Source organism: Mesorhizobium sp. P2_A12 (genome assembly GCF_056405075.1).
In genome coordinates this window covers 16,136-31,621 of record NZ_JBFUCU010000032.1, presented here as the reverse complement: position 1 = coordinate 31,621, position 15,486 = coordinate 16,136, and the positions used below count along the sequence as shown (strand labels likewise).

Here is a 15,486-nt window from a genome sequence, read left to right as displayed (position 1 = left end):
GGCACCAGTGCGATCGCATCCTCGTATGGGGCCGCCGGCGGACTGCTCGTCATACTCCTGTGGGTTTACTACTCATCGGAAATCTTTCTTCTCGGCGCCGAATTCACTCGCGCCTATTCCGTTCGACATGGCAGCAGGTCCGATCTGAACGCACTAGTCCCGAGTGCTTCGCCGGCACACCGCCCCATCCCATTTCGCGCAGAGCAAAAGTCGAACTCCGCTGGCGTGGTCGCGCTATTAGCGGTGGCATGCGCGAGCGCTACGTTGACCGCCTTTATGCTGGGTCTTCGACGCCCGTAAGATGTTTTGTCGACGCCGAGGGGGCAAAGTCCGGATGGCAGGCGTAGCCTGCTTGGCCAGGTCACGAGCGGGGACGGCTTTGCATTGAAGGTCCGATAAGCCAGCCCAAGGCGCAACAACCGACGATGGAACCATATTCAAACTAAAGCGTTTTCGGCGTTGCGGCGGAATATCTCATTGGCCGCGGGGGCAATTTATCCAACATTGAATCCACTAGGCTGGGGAGTGGCGCTGTGACAGTGCAGGCATCCAAAAAACAGTTGGACCGTCGAAGCATCCTCAATTCTCTAAAAGCTTTCCGGCGCGGTGACTTTTCCATCCGCATCGACAACGTCTACGAAGGGCTCGATTCGGAAATCGCAGAAACCTTCAATGAGATCGTTGATCTCAACGATCAGGTGACGCGTGAGTTCGAGCGGCTCAGCAGGGTCGTCGGCAAGGATGGGCGGATAGGTGAGCGCGGGCGGGTTCGAAACGCCACTGGCAGTTGGGAGTCCAGTGTCAGATCGGTCAACGATCTGATTGAGGACATGGTTCAGCCGACAGCCGAGGTTGCCCGCGTCATCGGCGCGGTCGCCAAGGGCGACCTTTCCCAAACAATGATGGTCGAAATCGACGGGCGGCCGCTGCGCGGCGAATTTCTGCGCATCGGCAAGATCGTCAACACCATGGTGGGCCAGCTTGCCTCCTTCGCCTCCGAAGTGACGCGCGTGGCGCGCGAGGTCGGCACCGAAGGCAAACTCGGCGGCCAGGCGCGCGTGAAAGGCGTTGCCGGCACGTGGAAAGATCTGACTGACAACGTCAACGCCATGGCTACCAACCTGACCGGCCAAGTTCGCAACATCGCAGAGGTCACCACCGCGGTTGCCTCGGGCGATCTCTCGAAGAAGATTACGGTCGACGTTAAAGGCGAGATCCTCGAACTCAAGAACACCATCAACACGATGGTCGACCAGCTCAATTCCTTCGCGTCGGAAGTGACGCGCGTGGCACGCGAGGTCGGCACAGAAGGCAAGCTCGGTGGCCAGGCGCGCGTCGAGGGTGTCGGCGGGACATGGAAGGATTTGACCGACAATGTGAATTCCATGGCTGAGAACCTCACTGGCCAGGTGCGCAACATTGCTGAGGTGACGACCGCCGTGGCGCTTGGCGATCTGTCGAAGAAGATCACGGTCGACGTGAAGGGCGAAATCCTCGAACTGAAGTCGACCATCAACACGATGGTCGACCAGCTCAACTCGTTCGCGGGCGAAGTGACGCGCGTGGCACGCGAGGTCGGCACAGAAGGCAAGCTCGGGGGCCAGGCACAAGTTCGCGGCGTCGCCGGCACGTGGAAGGACCTTACTGACAACGTCAACTCAATGGCCGAGAATCTGACCGGTCAGGTGCGCAACATTGCCGAGGTGACGACGGCGGTCGCATCGGGCGATCTGTCGAAGAAGATCACCGTGGCGGTACAAGGCGAAATCCTTGAGCTTAAGGACACCATCAACACGATGGTCGATCAGCTGAACTCGTTTGCCTCGGAGGTCACCCGCGTAGCGCGCGAGGTGGGAACAGAAGGAAAGCTTGGCGGCCAGGCGGAGGTGAGGGGGGTCGGTGGCACCTGGAAGGATTTGACCGACAACGTCAATCTCATGGCGGCCAACCTGACAGGCCAGGTCCGCAACATAGCCGAGGTGACGACGGCCGTGGCCCGAGGGGACCTGTCGAAGAAGATCACCGTCGACGTCAAAGGTGAAATCCTAGAGCTTAAGGACACCGTCAATACAATGGTCGATCAGTTGAACTCGTTCGCCTCTGAAGTCACTCGCGTGGCGCGTGAGGTCGGTTCAGAAGGCAAGCTTGGCGGTCAGGCGCATGTGGAAGGCGTCGGTGGCACGTGGAAAGATCTGACCGACAATGTCAACGCCATGGCCGGCAATCTGACCGTACAATTGCGCGACGTGTCCAAGGTGGCGACGGCCATTGCGACGGGCGACCTGACACAGAAGATCACTGTTGATGCCTTGGGCGAGATTTTGCAGATCAAGGACGTCATCAACACAATGGTCGACCAGTTGAATTCGTTCGCGTCGGAAGTGACACGCGTCGCCCGCGAGGTCGGCTCGGACGGCAAGTTGGGCGGCCAGGCCCAGGTGCGCGGCGTTGCCGGCACCTGGAAGGACCTGACTGACAACGTCAATGCCATGGCCGCCAATCTGACCGGCCAGGTCCGCAACATCGCCGAAGTCACCACGGCTGTGGCGCTCGGCGATCTGTCGAAGAAGATCACGGTCGACGTGAAGGGCGAAATTCTTGAGCTCAAGTCGACCATCAACACCATGGTCGACCAGCTCAACTCCTTCGCTGGCGAAGTGACGCGCGTGGCGCGCGAGGTTGGCACCGAAGGCAAGCTCGGCGGTCAGGCGCAGGTGCGCGGCGTTGCCGGCACGTGGAAGGACCTTACTGACAATGTGAATTCCATGGCCGAGAATCTGACTGGTCAGGTGCGCAACATTGCCGAAGTGACGACCGCCGTCGCACGCGGTGATCTGTCGAAGAAGATTACTGTCGACGTGAAGGGCGAAATCCTCGAGCTGAAGTCGACCATCAACACCATGGTGGACCAGCTCAATTCCTTCGCCGGCGAGGTGACCCGCGTCGCGCGTGAGGTTGGCACCGAAGGCAAGCTTGGCGGTCAAGCTCGTGTCGAAGGCGTCGCCGGTACGTGGAAAGACCTGACCGACAACGTCAACCTGATGGCGACAAACCTGACCAATCAGGTCCGTGGCATCGCTGACGTCGTAACGGCGGTCGCGCAAGGCAATCTCAAGCGCAAGCTGACGGTGGACGCCAAAGGTGAAATCGCCTCTCTGGCCGACACCATCAACGGGATGATCGAAACGCTGGCCACCTTTGCCGACCAGGTGACCAACGTGGCTCGTGAGGTGGGTATCGAGGGCAAGCTCGGTGGACAGGCGCGCGTGCCGGGAGCGGCCGGCCTATGGCGCGATCTGACCGACAACGTCAACCAGCTCGCCGCAAATCTGACCACCCAGGTGCGCGCAATCGCTGAGGTCTCCACGGCCGTCACGAAGGGTGATCTGACTCGCTCGATTAGCGTCGAAGCGTCTGGCGAAGTCGCTGCCCTCAAAGACAACATCAACGAGATGATCCGCAACCTGAAGGATCAGACGCTGAAAAATGCCGAGCAGGATTGGTTGAAGACCAATCTCGCCCGGTTTTCGCGAATGCTGCAAGGCGAGCGCGACCTCGCCACCGTTTCGCGGCTCATCATGTCCGAACTCGCTCCTCTGGTGAACGCGCAATATGGGGTGTTCTACGTAACCAATCGAGACGAGGAGGAATCCTATCTCGAACTGGCGGCGTCGTATGGTGCCGAAAGCAAGGCAGCCATCAAGCAGCGCCTCGATCTGCGCGAGGGTCTGGTCGGGCAAAGTGCAGCCGACAAGCGTGCCATCATGCTGGACAATGTGCCGCCCGAATTCCTGCGCGTCACCTCTGGTCTCGGCAGCGCTTCGCCGGCCAACGTCATCATCCTCCCCGCGTTGTTCGAGGACGAGGTGAAAGCCGTCATCGAACTTGCCTCGTTCGGCGAATTCCGCGACACGCATCAGTCGTTTCTCAACCAGTTAATGGAGTCCGTCGGCATCGTTCTCAACACCATTGCCGCAACGATGCGTACCGAGGGGCTACTGAAGCAGTCGCAGCTGCTGACTTCGGAATTGCAAGCACGGCAGACCGAACTGACCAAGAAACAGGAAGAGCTGCATGCGACGAACGAGGAGCTGCAGGAAAAGGCGCAACTGCTCGAAAACGAAAAGAAACAGGTTGAAAACAAGAATCTCGAAATCGAGATGGCACGGCGCGCATTGGAGGAGAAAGCCGAGCAGCTGGCGCTTACGTCCAAGTACAAGTCCGAGTTCCTGGCCAATATGAGCCACGAACTGCGCACGCCGCTCAATTCACTGCTCATTTTGTCAAACCTGCTCGCGACCAACCAGCAAGGCAATCTCAACGAAAAGCAGGTCGAGTTCGCACGCACCATCAACTCTGCCGGAACCGACCTTCTCAGCCTCATTAACGATATCCTCGATCTGTCGAAGATCGAGTCTGGTACGGTCTCCATCGATCTCAACGACATGCCGGTGTCACATCTGCGCCAGCATATGGAGCGTACGTTCCGTCAACTGGCGGCCGACAAAGGCCTCGGCTTCACCATCAAGGTGGACCCGGCCCTTCCCGATACGGTTCGCACGGACGAGAAGCGCCTGCAGCAGATTGTCCTCAATCTGCTTTCGAACGCATTCAAGTTTACCTCAGAGGGCGAGGTCAGTCTGAATTTCCGGGTCGAGAAGACCGGGAGACGCAATAGCGCCGCGCACCCGGCGAAGGCGCTGGCGATCGCTGTGACCGATACCGGCATCGGTATTCCCGAAGACAAGCAGAAGCTGATTTTCGAAGCCTTCCAGCAAGCCGACGGCACCACCAGCCGCAAATATGGCGGCACTGGGCTCGGGCTCTCGATCAGCAGGGAGATCGCCCGCTTGCTTGGCGGCGAATTGCGGGTCGAAAGCACCCCGGGCAAGGGGTCGACTTTTACTCTGGTCATTCCATTCGCCGGTCCCCGGGTGGCGGCAATGCAGACGGCCTTGCTTCCTCCGACGGACGCCGTCGCTGCGCCAGCATCGCTCGGCAGTCCGCCTTCGACAGAACTGATCGACGACCGCGATTCCATCTCGCCGACCGACCGGGTCGTGCTGATCGTCGAAGACGATCCGACCTTTGGAGGATTGCTGCTTGGTCTCGCACGCTCGGCCGGCCTGAAAGGCGTCTTGTCGAACGCGGGTTCAGGCACTCTTGCGTTGGCCCGCAAACTGGTTCCCGACGCAATTACGCTTGATCTCGGGCTTTCGGACATCGACGGCTGGGTGCTTTTCGATCTGATGCGTCATGACCAGAAAACCAAGGGAATTCCCGTCCACGTGATCTCAGGTGCGGAAGATATCGAAAGTCTTGCCCGCAAGGGGGCGTCCAGCATTTCCACTAAGCCGGTGTCCTCTGATGAACTGATGAAGGTGTTCCAGGACATCCATTCCAAGAAACTTCGTATCCAGCGACGCGTGCTGGTCGCCGACCCCGATCCTGAGCGCCGGCTCTCGCTGGTCGAAGCGATCCGCGACGGCGTGACCTCGGTCACGGCGGTCGGTCGTTTCGCGGCAAATGCGGACGACATTAGCGTGGTCTCGTATGATGCTATCGTGCTTGGCTTTGGACGTTCTGCCAAGGACAATGCCCAAGCGCTGGACGAGGTCATTGGCCAATTCGGCGAAGGCTTGCCGCAGTTGTTGTTCTTTGCCCCTCATCCGGATGCGCTTGACCAGATACTGGCCTTGAAACCGGCTTTTGCGAACGCGCCCCGGGCCGAGAATTTTGCTCAGCTCTCGCTTCATATGTCGGCAACGCTGCCGGGAGAAGGTCGCGAAGAGGGCGGGACTGGAACCCAACAGAACGGCAAGTCCGATCTGGCGGGCGCGAAGGTTCTCATCGTCGACGACGATATCCGCAACATCTACTCCCTCACCAGCGTCCTGGAGACCTACGATATACAGGTTCTGCATGCTGAGCGGGGCCGCGACGGCATTGCGCTTCTGGAACAAACCCCCGATGTCGATGCAGCGTTGATCGATATAATGATGCCGGAGATGGACGGCTACGAGACGATGCGGCGCATTCGTGGCACAGCGGCGATCGCTCACATCCCGCTGATTTCTGTTACTGCCAAAGCGATGAAGGGCGATCGGCAAAAATGTTTGGACGCCGGTGCTTCCGATTATATCGCCAAGCCGGTCGATCTTGATCTGCTGCTGGCGTTGCTTCGCGTCTGGATTGGTCGTTCCCGATCACGTGTCGAGACCCAGGAAAAAATGCTCATGGCAGTGAACTGACGGCCGGTCCATGCATAGGCTTCCCGGAAACAGAGTAAGAAAACTTGAGGCGGTACAACTGGCCGAAGGGCCGGCAAAAGCGCGCATCCTTGCTGTGGACGACGATGAACGCAATCTGCTGGCGATCAGCGAAGTTCTCGCTACAACCGGGGACGTTGTCTGCGCCCAATCGGGCGAAGAGGCCCTGCGCTTTTTGTTGAAGGAGGACTTCGCCGTCATCCTGCTGGATGTGCTTATGCCGGGGATAGACGGCTATGAAACGGCCGCGCTTATCCGCCAGCGCGAGCAATCCAAGCGCACGCCAATCATCTTCCTCACCGCCATCAACAAAGAGGACGCCCATATGCTGCGCGGCTATGATGCCGGCGCAGTGGACTATGTGTTCAAGCCATTTGATCCGATCATTCTGCGTTCGAAAGTCGCGGTTTTCGTCGAGCTTCACGAAAAGACCCTGGAGATCCAGCGGAAGGCGGCGGTAGAACAAGGGCTTCTTGCCAAGGCGCTGCAGGCACAGAAAGAAAAGCTCCAGGCCGAGCGGGCTCTGCGCAGCGCGGAGGAGCGGCAGGATACTATCTTGAGTTCGCTGCCGGTCTGCTTCCATGCGCGGGCAGCCGAGCCACCCTTCGCGACGCGCTTTGTGACCAACGGTGTCGAGCGCCTGACCGGGTTTTCGGCCGAATATCTGACCTCGGATCCGACCTTCGGCCTCAGCCGAGTCCACGCCGACGATCTACCAAGGTTGAAACAAGCACTGCGAGAGGCAAAAACCACCGGCTCCTACGCTTGCGAATTCCGCTGGCAGTGCGCCAATGGCGAGTATCGCATCTTTCTTGATCAAGGTGTGATGTCGAACGGCTCTGACAGTGGCGACCCCGAGATACTGGGCACGTTGCTCGATGTTACCGAGCGGCGCGGCCTCGAAAATCAGCTGCTGCAGTCACAGCGTCTTGACGCAATCGGCAAGCTTACGGGCGGCTTGGCTCATGATTTCAACAATCTGCTCGCCGCAATTCTCAGCGGATTGGGACTGCTCGAACGTCAAGGGACGTTGGATGATCAGGCACGACAGGTTCTCGACCTGATGCGGCGTTCTGCAAAACAAGGTGCTGACCTTGTCACGCGAATGCTCGCCTTCTCGCGGCGTCAGACCCTGAAGCCCGAAGCTGTGCGGCTTGCGGCGCTTGGCGACACCATGAACGGGTTGGTCGCTCCGGTCTTGGGAGGGCTGATCCGCTTCGAATGGCAGATCGATAATGCGGTTTGGCCGGCTCGTGTCGATGCCGGGCAGCTTGAACTTGCCTTGATGAATTTGGTTTTCAACGCCCGCGACGCTATGCCTTCGGGTGGAACAATTAGCGTCCAGGCGCAAAATCGGACAATTAAGACGGTATCCGACGATCTGGCGCCTGGCGACTATGTGGTTATCGCCGTCAAAGACACCGGTGCGGGCATCGCGCCGGATATTTTGGCCAAGGTGGTCGAACCATTCTTCACCACAAAGCCAGTCGGCAAAGGAACGGGGTTAGGGCTCAGCACGGTTTACGGTTTCATGAAGCAGTCCGGCGGCGCGCTGCGCATAGACAGTGTCGTTGGACGCGGAACTGCCATGGAACTGTGGTTGCCACGTTCGGTCGAGCAGCCGGTCAGCGATGTGGTTGAACCCTCGGCAGAGCAAATTCTGGTCTATGCGAGTAACGAACGCCCGTCGATTCTTCTGATTGACGACAGCAGCGCACTCCGGCAGCTGACAGCTGAGTCGCTCCGGCAGCGGGGTTTCGCTGTGACCTGTGCAGCGGGCGGCGCCGAGGCGCTGGCGGCCATTGAACGGACGCCAAATGATTTCGACGTGATCGTTACAGACTTCGCTATGCCCCTGGTATCCGGAGTGGAGGTCATTCGGTTTGCACGCAATCTGCGCTCGGACTGGCCAGCGGTAATCATAACCGGGTACGCTGACGCGAGCGCGATTGCCGATCGTCCGTTGGATGTCCCATTGCTAAGCAAGCCATTCCGGGAAAAAGATCTCATCGAGGGCATCTTTCACGCAATCGCCCATGCCAACTCCAAGGCGATTGAGACAGGGTAGGGCAGCCTAAGGGGGACCGCGGCTTAACTCAATCACGGCCCACTCTTGCGGGTTCCAGGCCAGTTCATATCAACAGGCGAAGACAGATCTACCGAGGCGGAACTTGTCCGTGAGAGGCTCGTTGTGACCGTGCAAGATGCCGCGCTCAGCCGCCTTGCAACGGGTTCAGCCGAGCGCGGCGTGCATCAACGTAACGCACAAGGAAACATACCATGATCCGCAAACTTTTGACCACCACCGCCGTGGTCACGCTGCTGTCATCAGCCCTGGTGGTATCGGGCGCCCATTCTGAAGATGCCACCAAGCCTGCCAACGCAACTCAGAATACTGCTCCAACAGCTACCGTTGCGGTCCCTGACGGGAGCCTCGTGAGCAAGATTATGGGCGCTGCGGTCTACAACAGTGCCGCAGACAATGCCGAGAAGATCGGTGACGTGAATGACATTGTTCTCGCCAAGGACGGTAAAGCCAAGTTCATCATCATTGGTGTCGGAGGCTTCCTGGGGATTGGCGAAAAGAACGTCGCTTATGACTTCAGCAAGGCTGAATGGGTAGAGAAGAACGGCAGCCGGTGGTTGGTCGCCAAGACGACAAAGGAAGATCTCCAAGCCCAGGCCAACTTCGACACCAAGGCCTATGACACAATCGCCGCCCCATCAGCGGCGCCCGCGGTTACTGACAGCACCGCCACCGCCGCCATTGACAAGTCGGCACTGACGGAGATGCCCGCGGACAAGATCAGCGCGGAGAATTTGATCGGAACCACCGTGTACGGCGCCGATGACGCCAAGGTTGGAGAGATCGGCGACATAGTTTTGAGCACAGACAAGAAGGTTGATGCCATTGTCGTCGACGTCGGTGGCTTCTTGGGCATCGGAGAAAAGTCGGTCGCAGTCGGAATGGAAAAGCTCAAGTTCATGACCGACAAGAACGGCAACCGCTACCTCTACACAAACCTTACGAAGGCGCAGCTCGAAGCGCAGGCGGCTTACGACAAGAGCACCTACGCCCAGAATCGCGACAAGCAGCGCATAATTCTTGAGAAGTAGAACCTTTTCGACCTGGCTCGCGTCCTTGGTGACGCGAGCCAGTATAGGAGATGCTGCGACGCGGGCCTCGTGCGCGCACCTGGCCTCGCTCCAGTCGGTGCTGGAAAGCCTGCAGATGTCTACCGTATCAACCCGACCTAGTTGTCAGGTGGTCCATTGCAAAAATCCGAAATGGTGAGCAGTTGGCGGGAGGTTCTGATTGGCACGCTGCGGCAATTTTTACCAGATCGCAGCTCCGGGCGAAGCATGAGCGCTCCGCTGTCAATGATTGCCGAGTGGCCTTTGCTGCCATCGGCGACGCTTGGGTCCGCGGTGCGCACGAAAGGGATCGAGCGCGAAGTGCGCGCCCGCCTGCCATGGCCGGTGAGGAAATACGTCAAAGCCGAGACTGGCCGCATCGCATTGCGCATGCGCGAAGACGATGCAGAATCGTTCGAGGCGGCTTCGGACAAGATCGCCAAGACGCTTGAAACCATCGAAGTGCTGCCGGTCCTGCCGCGCGAGGTAGAGGATATCCTCACGATCTCTTCCCGCGAGCGTCACAAGTGGCTCAAGGACGGGCGACTGCAAAGCGTCGGCAGGCGCACGGTGAAGATGCGCGCACGATCGAAGGCCGTCACGTTCCACGTTTTCGATCCGAAGCATATCGAGGATGTACTTGACCGAGACCTGCCGAGCGTCTGGCGGGAGGAGGATGCGCAGGAAGTTGCAGAGAACAGGCGGCGCGGTGCCGGCAAGGCCGCCCTGACACGGGCAGGCAAGGGCGGCGACAAGGCTCGCGGTTCCAAGAACAACCGCGATGGGGACCTGCCCCGGCCTCAGTTGAAGGACTGGGATGCGTTCGACGACGAAGGGCTGCTCCGCTAGATCAACGTGTCATCATTGTCATGTCGGACTTCAGGGATGCCCAGAACTTGGGCTTTGAGCTCGACGGGGTTTGCATAGGCGTTTCCTTTCGGATTGGCGAAAGGGGACAAGCATGTCAGTTCCGACGGAGGCCGGCGACTAGTGTGGAAACGTTGGCTCGCTTTCTAACGCCGTTCGCGTCGCGACATCGCCGGAACAACCTAGGTAGACATCCGTTGCCCGCCATAAGAGGCGGCCCTGCCGGGCGCAAATAGGAATATTCTGCGGCGGCAGGAACCGTACGCTAGTAGCGAAGTTCAACTGGAAACAACAGGAGTAAAACATCGTGAGCGCGTCAGACCCAAACGACTTCACCGGATCGATCCCACCCAATGAGAATGAATGGTCGGCCGCCGCCACGCGTGCCGGCAAGAGCAAGGAAGCGCTCAGCAAGTTGAAGACGAGCGCGGCCGAGACCGCTACTAACCTCAAGAGCGCTGCGGCCTCAGTTTCCAACGACGCCAAGGACTATGCTGGCTCAGTCGCTTCCGACGCCGCTGGTGCTTTCAAAGAGGCGGTCGAGACAAACAAGACCGCCGGCGCCGACGCGATTGCCAACATCGCGCACTCCGTTAAGGAGGCCGCTGACGGGATCGAAAAACAATCGCCTCAGGTCGCGAGCATGGTGCGCAGTGCGGCCGAAGGTGTGGAACGAATCTCCACCGACCTCCGAGATCGAAACGTCGGCGAACTGCTCGACTCCGTTACGAAATTCGCGCAGCGCCAACCTGCAGCGTTCTTTGGGGTGGGGATCCTCGCCGGCGTGATGCTTACCCGCATCATGCGCAGCTCGGATCGTTCCTGAGAGGCTTGCAAAATGGATGATGGTATCGATCGCCGGCCATTCAGCAGCATCGTCAACGAGGCGCTTGAAAAATTCGCCTCGTTGATGCGGTTGGATGTGCGCCTGCTCAAGGCGGAAATGAAGAGTAAGACGTCGACAATCGTCTCGTCCGGCGCCTGTGGGATAGCGGCCGTTGCCCTGTTTATTCTGGCGTCGTTCGCCATGGTCCAATTCCTGATCCTGGTGATCATCCATCTTGGCATCAGCGCCATATTGGCCTGCCTGATTGTTGGCGTCGTCTTGTTTGCCGGCGGCTTGCTTTCCCTTTACCTGGCGAAGCGGGCGCTTATCGGATGGACCATCACTCCTATTGAGACCGTAAACCAGGTGCGCAGCGATCTGGCAGCATTGAAGCAGGGGATCCGCTATGGCACCACGCAACGATGATCTCGGCGTGATTATGGCGCAGAGCCGGGTCGAACGTCAGGCCCTGTTCGGGCCGGTCAGTGAAATAAGCCGCCGCGTGCAGCCCAGGCATTTGGTCGACGTGACCACGCGGTTGGCCAAGGACAAAGTTGCCGGGGTCGTGGGTGGCGTCTCAGATGCCATCAAAGAAAACGGTGGCGCGGTGGCTGCGTTAGCACTTGGCGCGGTGGCGGTATTTGATGCCGGCAGAAGAAGCGCTGACGGCCGCACACCGCCGACGAAACCCAATGGATTCCCTTGGGCGAGCGAAACACACGTGGGACGGAAAGGCCGGGGCGGTGAGCCCATTCCGAAGGTGCAACCCTCGCGACAGGCCGTCACCAATGCTGCTCGGACCAAGATGCTCGCTGGTTCAGTTGGAGGGTTGTTGATTGGCCATGTGATTGGCCGGTCTTTTGATGCAACCGCAACAGAACGTAAGCTGTTCGGGAAAACGTCGGGCGAAGTCCAGGAAGTAGCCTCCGAATTTGTCAATCAGCATTTGCATGGCGCAAAGCTTGTGGCGGCGCAGGCTTTTGGTTTTGCAAGATACTCCGCCGCCTTTCTGGCGATAATGGCGACAGTGAGCGACTTTTTCGGCTGCTCTGAGGGTAGCAGCGATCCGCCCATTCAATGATCGGTAGCCGCTCTGACCGTTTCTGGCGTCACGGTAAACTAGCCTAGGCGGTTTACCAGCCACTTGGCGGCAAAGTCGGGCGATCTGACCGTCGCTTGGGCATTTTCGTGAGCGACGTCTTTGCCAGCAAGGATTTCCAAACGGGTGCCGGGATTCGAAGGGCGACGTACCTAAATCCCAAACGCGCGCGTCGGCAATATGAGGATGCGTGCCGTGCCTCAGGGGCGTGCAGTTGATGTTGGAGATCGCGACGGAAGATACGTGGCCATGGTGCCGATAGCTGTTCATCGTCTAAGGGCTATTCCTCTAGCAAGCGCCGCATCGACAGGGCATTCTTTGGCGCAAAGCCCTCGTAGTCGTTGTTGAAATAAACCCAAGCTCTTCTTGCCCCACTGGCGCGGATCTTGTCAGCCCATCCGTTTAGCTCGTCTCTGGTGTAATCATGCCGGTACCAGCGCTCGGGACCGTGGAGCCGCAGGTAGACATCCTCCGCTGTACGCACCAGTACATCCGGAAGAAGAGGGCCGCTGCATGAGCAAAAGATCGTGCCTGTCTCCTGAAAGGCCGAGTATACTGTCTCGTTCCACCAACTGGCGTGACGAAACTCCACCACATTACGCCGGGCAGGGTCGAGTTGGCCGAGAATGTCGCTCAATCTTGCCTTTGTGAAATGGTAACTGGGCGGGAGCTGGAATAGAAAGCAGCCCATTCTCTCACCGAGGATATCGGCTATCATTCCAAAATCCTTTACGAGAGTTTTGGTCCCCTCGAACCTCTTGATGTGGGTAATCAGCTCACAGACCTTTACCGTATAGACGAAACTGCTTTTTGCGGGTTGCCGAAGCCAGCTTTTTACATTTGCGACGGTTGGCCATGAATAAAAGGATGCGTTAATTTCGACAGTATCGAATCGTTTCGCGTAGTGATTGAACCATTCGCTCGTGGGCAGATCCGTCGGATAAAACTGTCCTCGCCATTTCCAGTAAAACCATCCCGAGCACCCGACATAGGCAGATGCCTGCAAACACGACTCGGTATCACGCTTTGCTATTGCCCCGGCCAATCGGGCGGAATGCATCTTGTCGGCACGCCCAACGTTTTCAATTCGCTGTCTCTCTCTGCGCAGCCTACGTCGCTCACGGCGCTCATCGGGCCCAAGTGCTTTCCGTTTGATGGCTTCCGAACCCATGACATTACCCTCTCCGCCTTAACGTGGGCAGGGTCGGATGGCTCCGTTCAACTGGCTAAAGTGGCGCGGGCGGACTGCTGCCGATCAGGGGGACGGATCCAAGTACAAGTCCGGTGGCGATGCGACGATGCGACCAGCCTCGAAAACGTCAGGCCGCCCTGAACGCGTGCGCTGGCACCGCGTTCAAGAAATCTGTCACGAAGCTCAATGAGCTTTACGAGCAGATCGAATCTCGCCTGAAGGACGACGCGGAAGCCAAGAAACTTCCAATTTAAGCACAGCGGATTGGGACAAATTTCGACCCTGGCTATGTCCAGCGGTATCGGGCGAGATGATTCGAACCCACCAAATTCAACGCGACTTCGTTGAGGTGTTGTTCTCCCGGTTGCCGCGTAGTCGATAGTAAAGGTTCCCTCGGCAACGCGAACGCCCTGCTTCACGTTGAAGATTGTTACCGTTGTGGTCAGCCCCTTTTCGTCGATAAGACTCCACTTGCGTAAGTCGAGCTTTTTCTTGTCAAATATCATGGAGATATTCGAATTCCCGAAGGATGATTTGTCGGATATTTTAATAATTATCAGATCGCCTTCTTCTCTGATGCTTTTGAGACGGCCGCCAGACAGGTCGATCCTATTGTCGAGTAGCAGCTTGAGTGGCGTCTTAGAGAGTGAATAAAGCCGCGAGGTTTTAAGTTTCTTATTATGAACGACTACCGATTTGCCGTCGGCAATTACGCTGATCCCCGATTGGCCGGCATAGTTGAATCGGATTTTGCCCGGCCGTTGGAGAAAAAACCTGCCACTTGTCCGTTCCGCCTTCGGGCCGGACTGAACGAAGTCCCCAGACATGGATTGTATTGAGGAGAAGTGATCGGCGATCGCCTGCGCGTCAACCGGTGCGGCCGGAGGAGAGTGGTAAAGCCTAGATTTGTCGCGGCGGCGCTGACAATGAAGAAACACCGTCGCAGCAGTCTCTTAGTGGACATACGATTCTCCAAGCTCACGTAGCGGCGCGGCTACTGGAATTACTCGTTGACCGACTCCACCATTTCATCTTTGAAGATAACCTTTGTGCCCTTTTGCACCTCAGAGGCGAGGTCTTCAGCATCCCAATTGGTCAGTCTGATGCAACCATGTGAGAAGGTCTTTCCAATCTTGCCTGGCTCGGGAGTACCGTGAATGCCGTAGCTTTCGATGGTCAAATCGATCCACACCGATCCCACCGGATTATTTGGCCCGGCAGCTATGGTGAATGGGCGGTTGGTCTTAACCCCCTTGAAGGCGAAGTCAGGATCGTAATGATAGGTCGGGTTGTGCACCACGCGTTTGACTTCTGCGTGGCCGCTCGGCGCCGGCTTCTCTTGGCTCCCGATCGAAGCGGGGTACACTGCAAGCACTTTGTCGGAAGGGTCGAGCAGGCGAACCTGGCGAGCGCTCTTGTCGACCTCCACTCTGCCAATAGCCGCGGGAGGATCGCCTCGGTTGACAGCTGGCACCAGCAACTTTGCGCCGGCCACCCTGAAGCCAATGCCGGGATTGAGCCTTTCGAGCAGCTGTTCGCTGGTATGGAAGCGCTCAGCCATCTTTTCCAGCGCATTGTGATAGCCAAGCCTAGGGAGGCGAGCCATTCTTTCCATGCGAGCCGGAATTCGCTTGGTAAACGGTCCACGCACATCCTTGCGCGTCAGCTCGTAGGTCACAAGGGCCGGGTTTGAAGATGTTGCGGCGAGCTTGTTCCAAGTCTCCCGTGTGAGCTTGCCATCGGAGGGCAATCCGTTCGCCGCCTGAAATGCCCGGATCGCCTTCTCGAAGTTCTCTGCTCCGCGGCCGTCGATCAAGCCCGGCGAAAACCGCGCGCGATCCAAAAGGATTTGCGCCTTCAGCACGATCGGATTGACGCCCTTCGCTTCGCCGTCGTCGAATTGGGCATTGTTGACGGCGGCTCGGTCCAGCTTCGCCGCTTCTGTCCTGCCGCATGCGAGGGCCAGCACGGCGGCTGCGACAAGAACGGGCCTGATCATCGATGTCACTCCTGCAGCTGCACGATAAGAACCTGCTTCTATGACGCGGCACGGGACATCTGGTTCCATTCCCTGGAGCTAATGCAAGTCCCCACGCGA

Annotated in this window: 10 protein-coding genes; 7 read left to right on the top strand and 3 right to left on the bottom strand. The window is 58.3% G+C overall.

Features of this window, described 5'->3' with window-relative positions:
- Positions 1 to 539: 539 nt before the first annotated feature.
- The 7 genes from AC1DZU_RS33295 to AC1DZU_RS33265 all read left to right on the top strand — a co-directional run bounded on the left by AC1DZU_RS33295 (position 540) and on the right by AC1DZU_RS33265 (position 12,178).
- The gene (locus tag AC1DZU_RS33295) at positions 540 to 6,251 is read left to right on the top strand and encodes a HAMP domain-containing protein (protein ID WP_477291419.1); all 5,712 of its coding nucleotides are present in this window, start codon (positions 540 to 542) and stop codon (positions 6,249 to 6,251) included.
- Positions 6,252 to 6,261: 10 nt separating this feature from the next.
- Positions 6,262 to 8,337 (top strand): response regulator, encoded by a 2,076-nt coding sequence (locus AC1DZU_RS33290; RefSeq protein ID WP_477291413.1) that lies wholly within the window; start codon positions 6,262 to 6,264, stop codon positions 8,335 to 8,337.
- Between the two features lie 212 nt (positions 8,338 to 8,549).
- A complete protein-coding gene (locus AC1DZU_RS33285) occupies positions 8,550 to 9,386 on the top strand; it encodes a PRC-barrel domain-containing protein (protein ID WP_477291411.1) in 837 nt (278 codons plus the stop codon).
- A 246-nt stretch (positions 9,387 to 9,632) separates the two neighbouring features.
- A complete protein-coding gene (locus AC1DZU_RS33280; RefSeq protein WP_477291417.1) occupies positions 9,633 to 10,253 on the top strand; it encodes a hypothetical protein in 621 nt (206 codons plus the stop codon).
- A gap of 325 nt (positions 10,254 to 10,578) precedes the next feature.
- Positions 10,579 to 11,097, top strand: a complete 519-nt coding sequence (locus AC1DZU_RS33275; protein ID WP_477291409.1) for a hypothetical protein — start codon at positions 10,579 to 10,581, stop codon at positions 11,095 to 11,097.
- A gap of 12 nt (positions 11,098 to 11,109) precedes the next feature.
- Entirely contained in the window at positions 11,110 to 11,523 is a 414-nt protein-coding gene (locus AC1DZU_RS33270; RefSeq protein WP_477291407.1) for a phage holin family protein, read from the top strand.
- The gene (locus AC1DZU_RS33265) at positions 11,504 to 12,178 is read left to right on the top strand and encodes a hypothetical protein (protein ID WP_477291405.1); all 675 of its coding nucleotides are present in this window, start codon (positions 11,504 to 11,506) and stop codon (positions 12,176 to 12,178) included. The genes AC1DZU_RS33270 and AC1DZU_RS33265 overlap by 20 nt, the downstream gene beginning before the upstream one ends.
- A gap of 298 nt (positions 12,179 to 12,476) precedes the next feature.
- Here the strand turns inward: AC1DZU_RS33265 and AC1DZU_RS33260 are convergent, their stop codons facing one another.
- The 3 genes from AC1DZU_RS33260 to AC1DZU_RS33250 form a co-directional block, all read right to left on the bottom strand.
- Complete coding sequence (locus AC1DZU_RS33260) at positions 12,477 to 13,367, bottom strand: DUF72 domain-containing protein (RefSeq protein WP_477291403.1); 891 nt, start codon at positions 13,365 to 13,367, stop codon at positions 12,477 to 12,479.
- Positions 13,368 to 13,414: 47 nt separating this feature from the next.
- Positions 13,415 to 14,326 carry an outer-membrane lipoprotein carrier protein LolA gene (locus AC1DZU_RS33255; protein WP_477291401.1) on the bottom strand — a complete coding sequence of 304 codons (912 nt, stop codon included), beginning with the start codon at positions 14,324 to 14,326 and terminating at the stop codon, positions 13,415 to 13,417.
- A 65-nt stretch (positions 14,327 to 14,391) separates the two neighbouring features.
- Entirely contained in the window at positions 14,392 to 15,387 is a 996-nt protein-coding gene (locus tag AC1DZU_RS33250) for a L,D-transpeptidase family protein (RefSeq protein WP_477291399.1), read from the bottom strand.
- Positions 15,388 to 15,486: the final 99 nt, after the last annotated feature.

Coding starts and splice junctions, on each gene's coding strand:
- AC1DZU_RS33270 (WP_477291407.1), top strand. CDS start 11,110: ATGGATGATGGTATCGATCGCCGGCCATTCAGCAGCATCGTCAACGAG.
- AC1DZU_RS33280 (WP_477291417.1), top strand. CDS start 9,633: ATGAGCGCTCCGCTGTCAATGATTGCCGAGTGGCCTTTGCTGCCATCG.
- AC1DZU_RS33285 (WP_477291411.1), top strand. CDS start 8,550: ATGATCCGCAAACTTTTGACCACCACCGCCGTGGTCACGCTGCTGTCA.
- AC1DZU_RS33260 (WP_477291403.1), bottom strand. CDS start 13,367: ATGGGTTCGGAAGCCATCAAACGGAAAGCACTTGGGCCCGATGAGCGC.
- AC1DZU_RS33290 (WP_477291413.1), top strand. CDS start 6,262: ATGCATAGGCTTCCCGGAAACAGAGTAAGAAAACTTGAGGCGGTACAA.
- AC1DZU_RS33265 (WP_477291405.1), top strand. CDS start 11,504: ATGGCACCACGCAACGATGATCTCGGCGTGATTATGGCGCAGAGCCGG.
- AC1DZU_RS33250 (WP_477291399.1), bottom strand. CDS start 15,387: ATGATCAGGCCCGTTCTTGTCGCAGCCGCCGTGCTGGCCCTCGCATGC.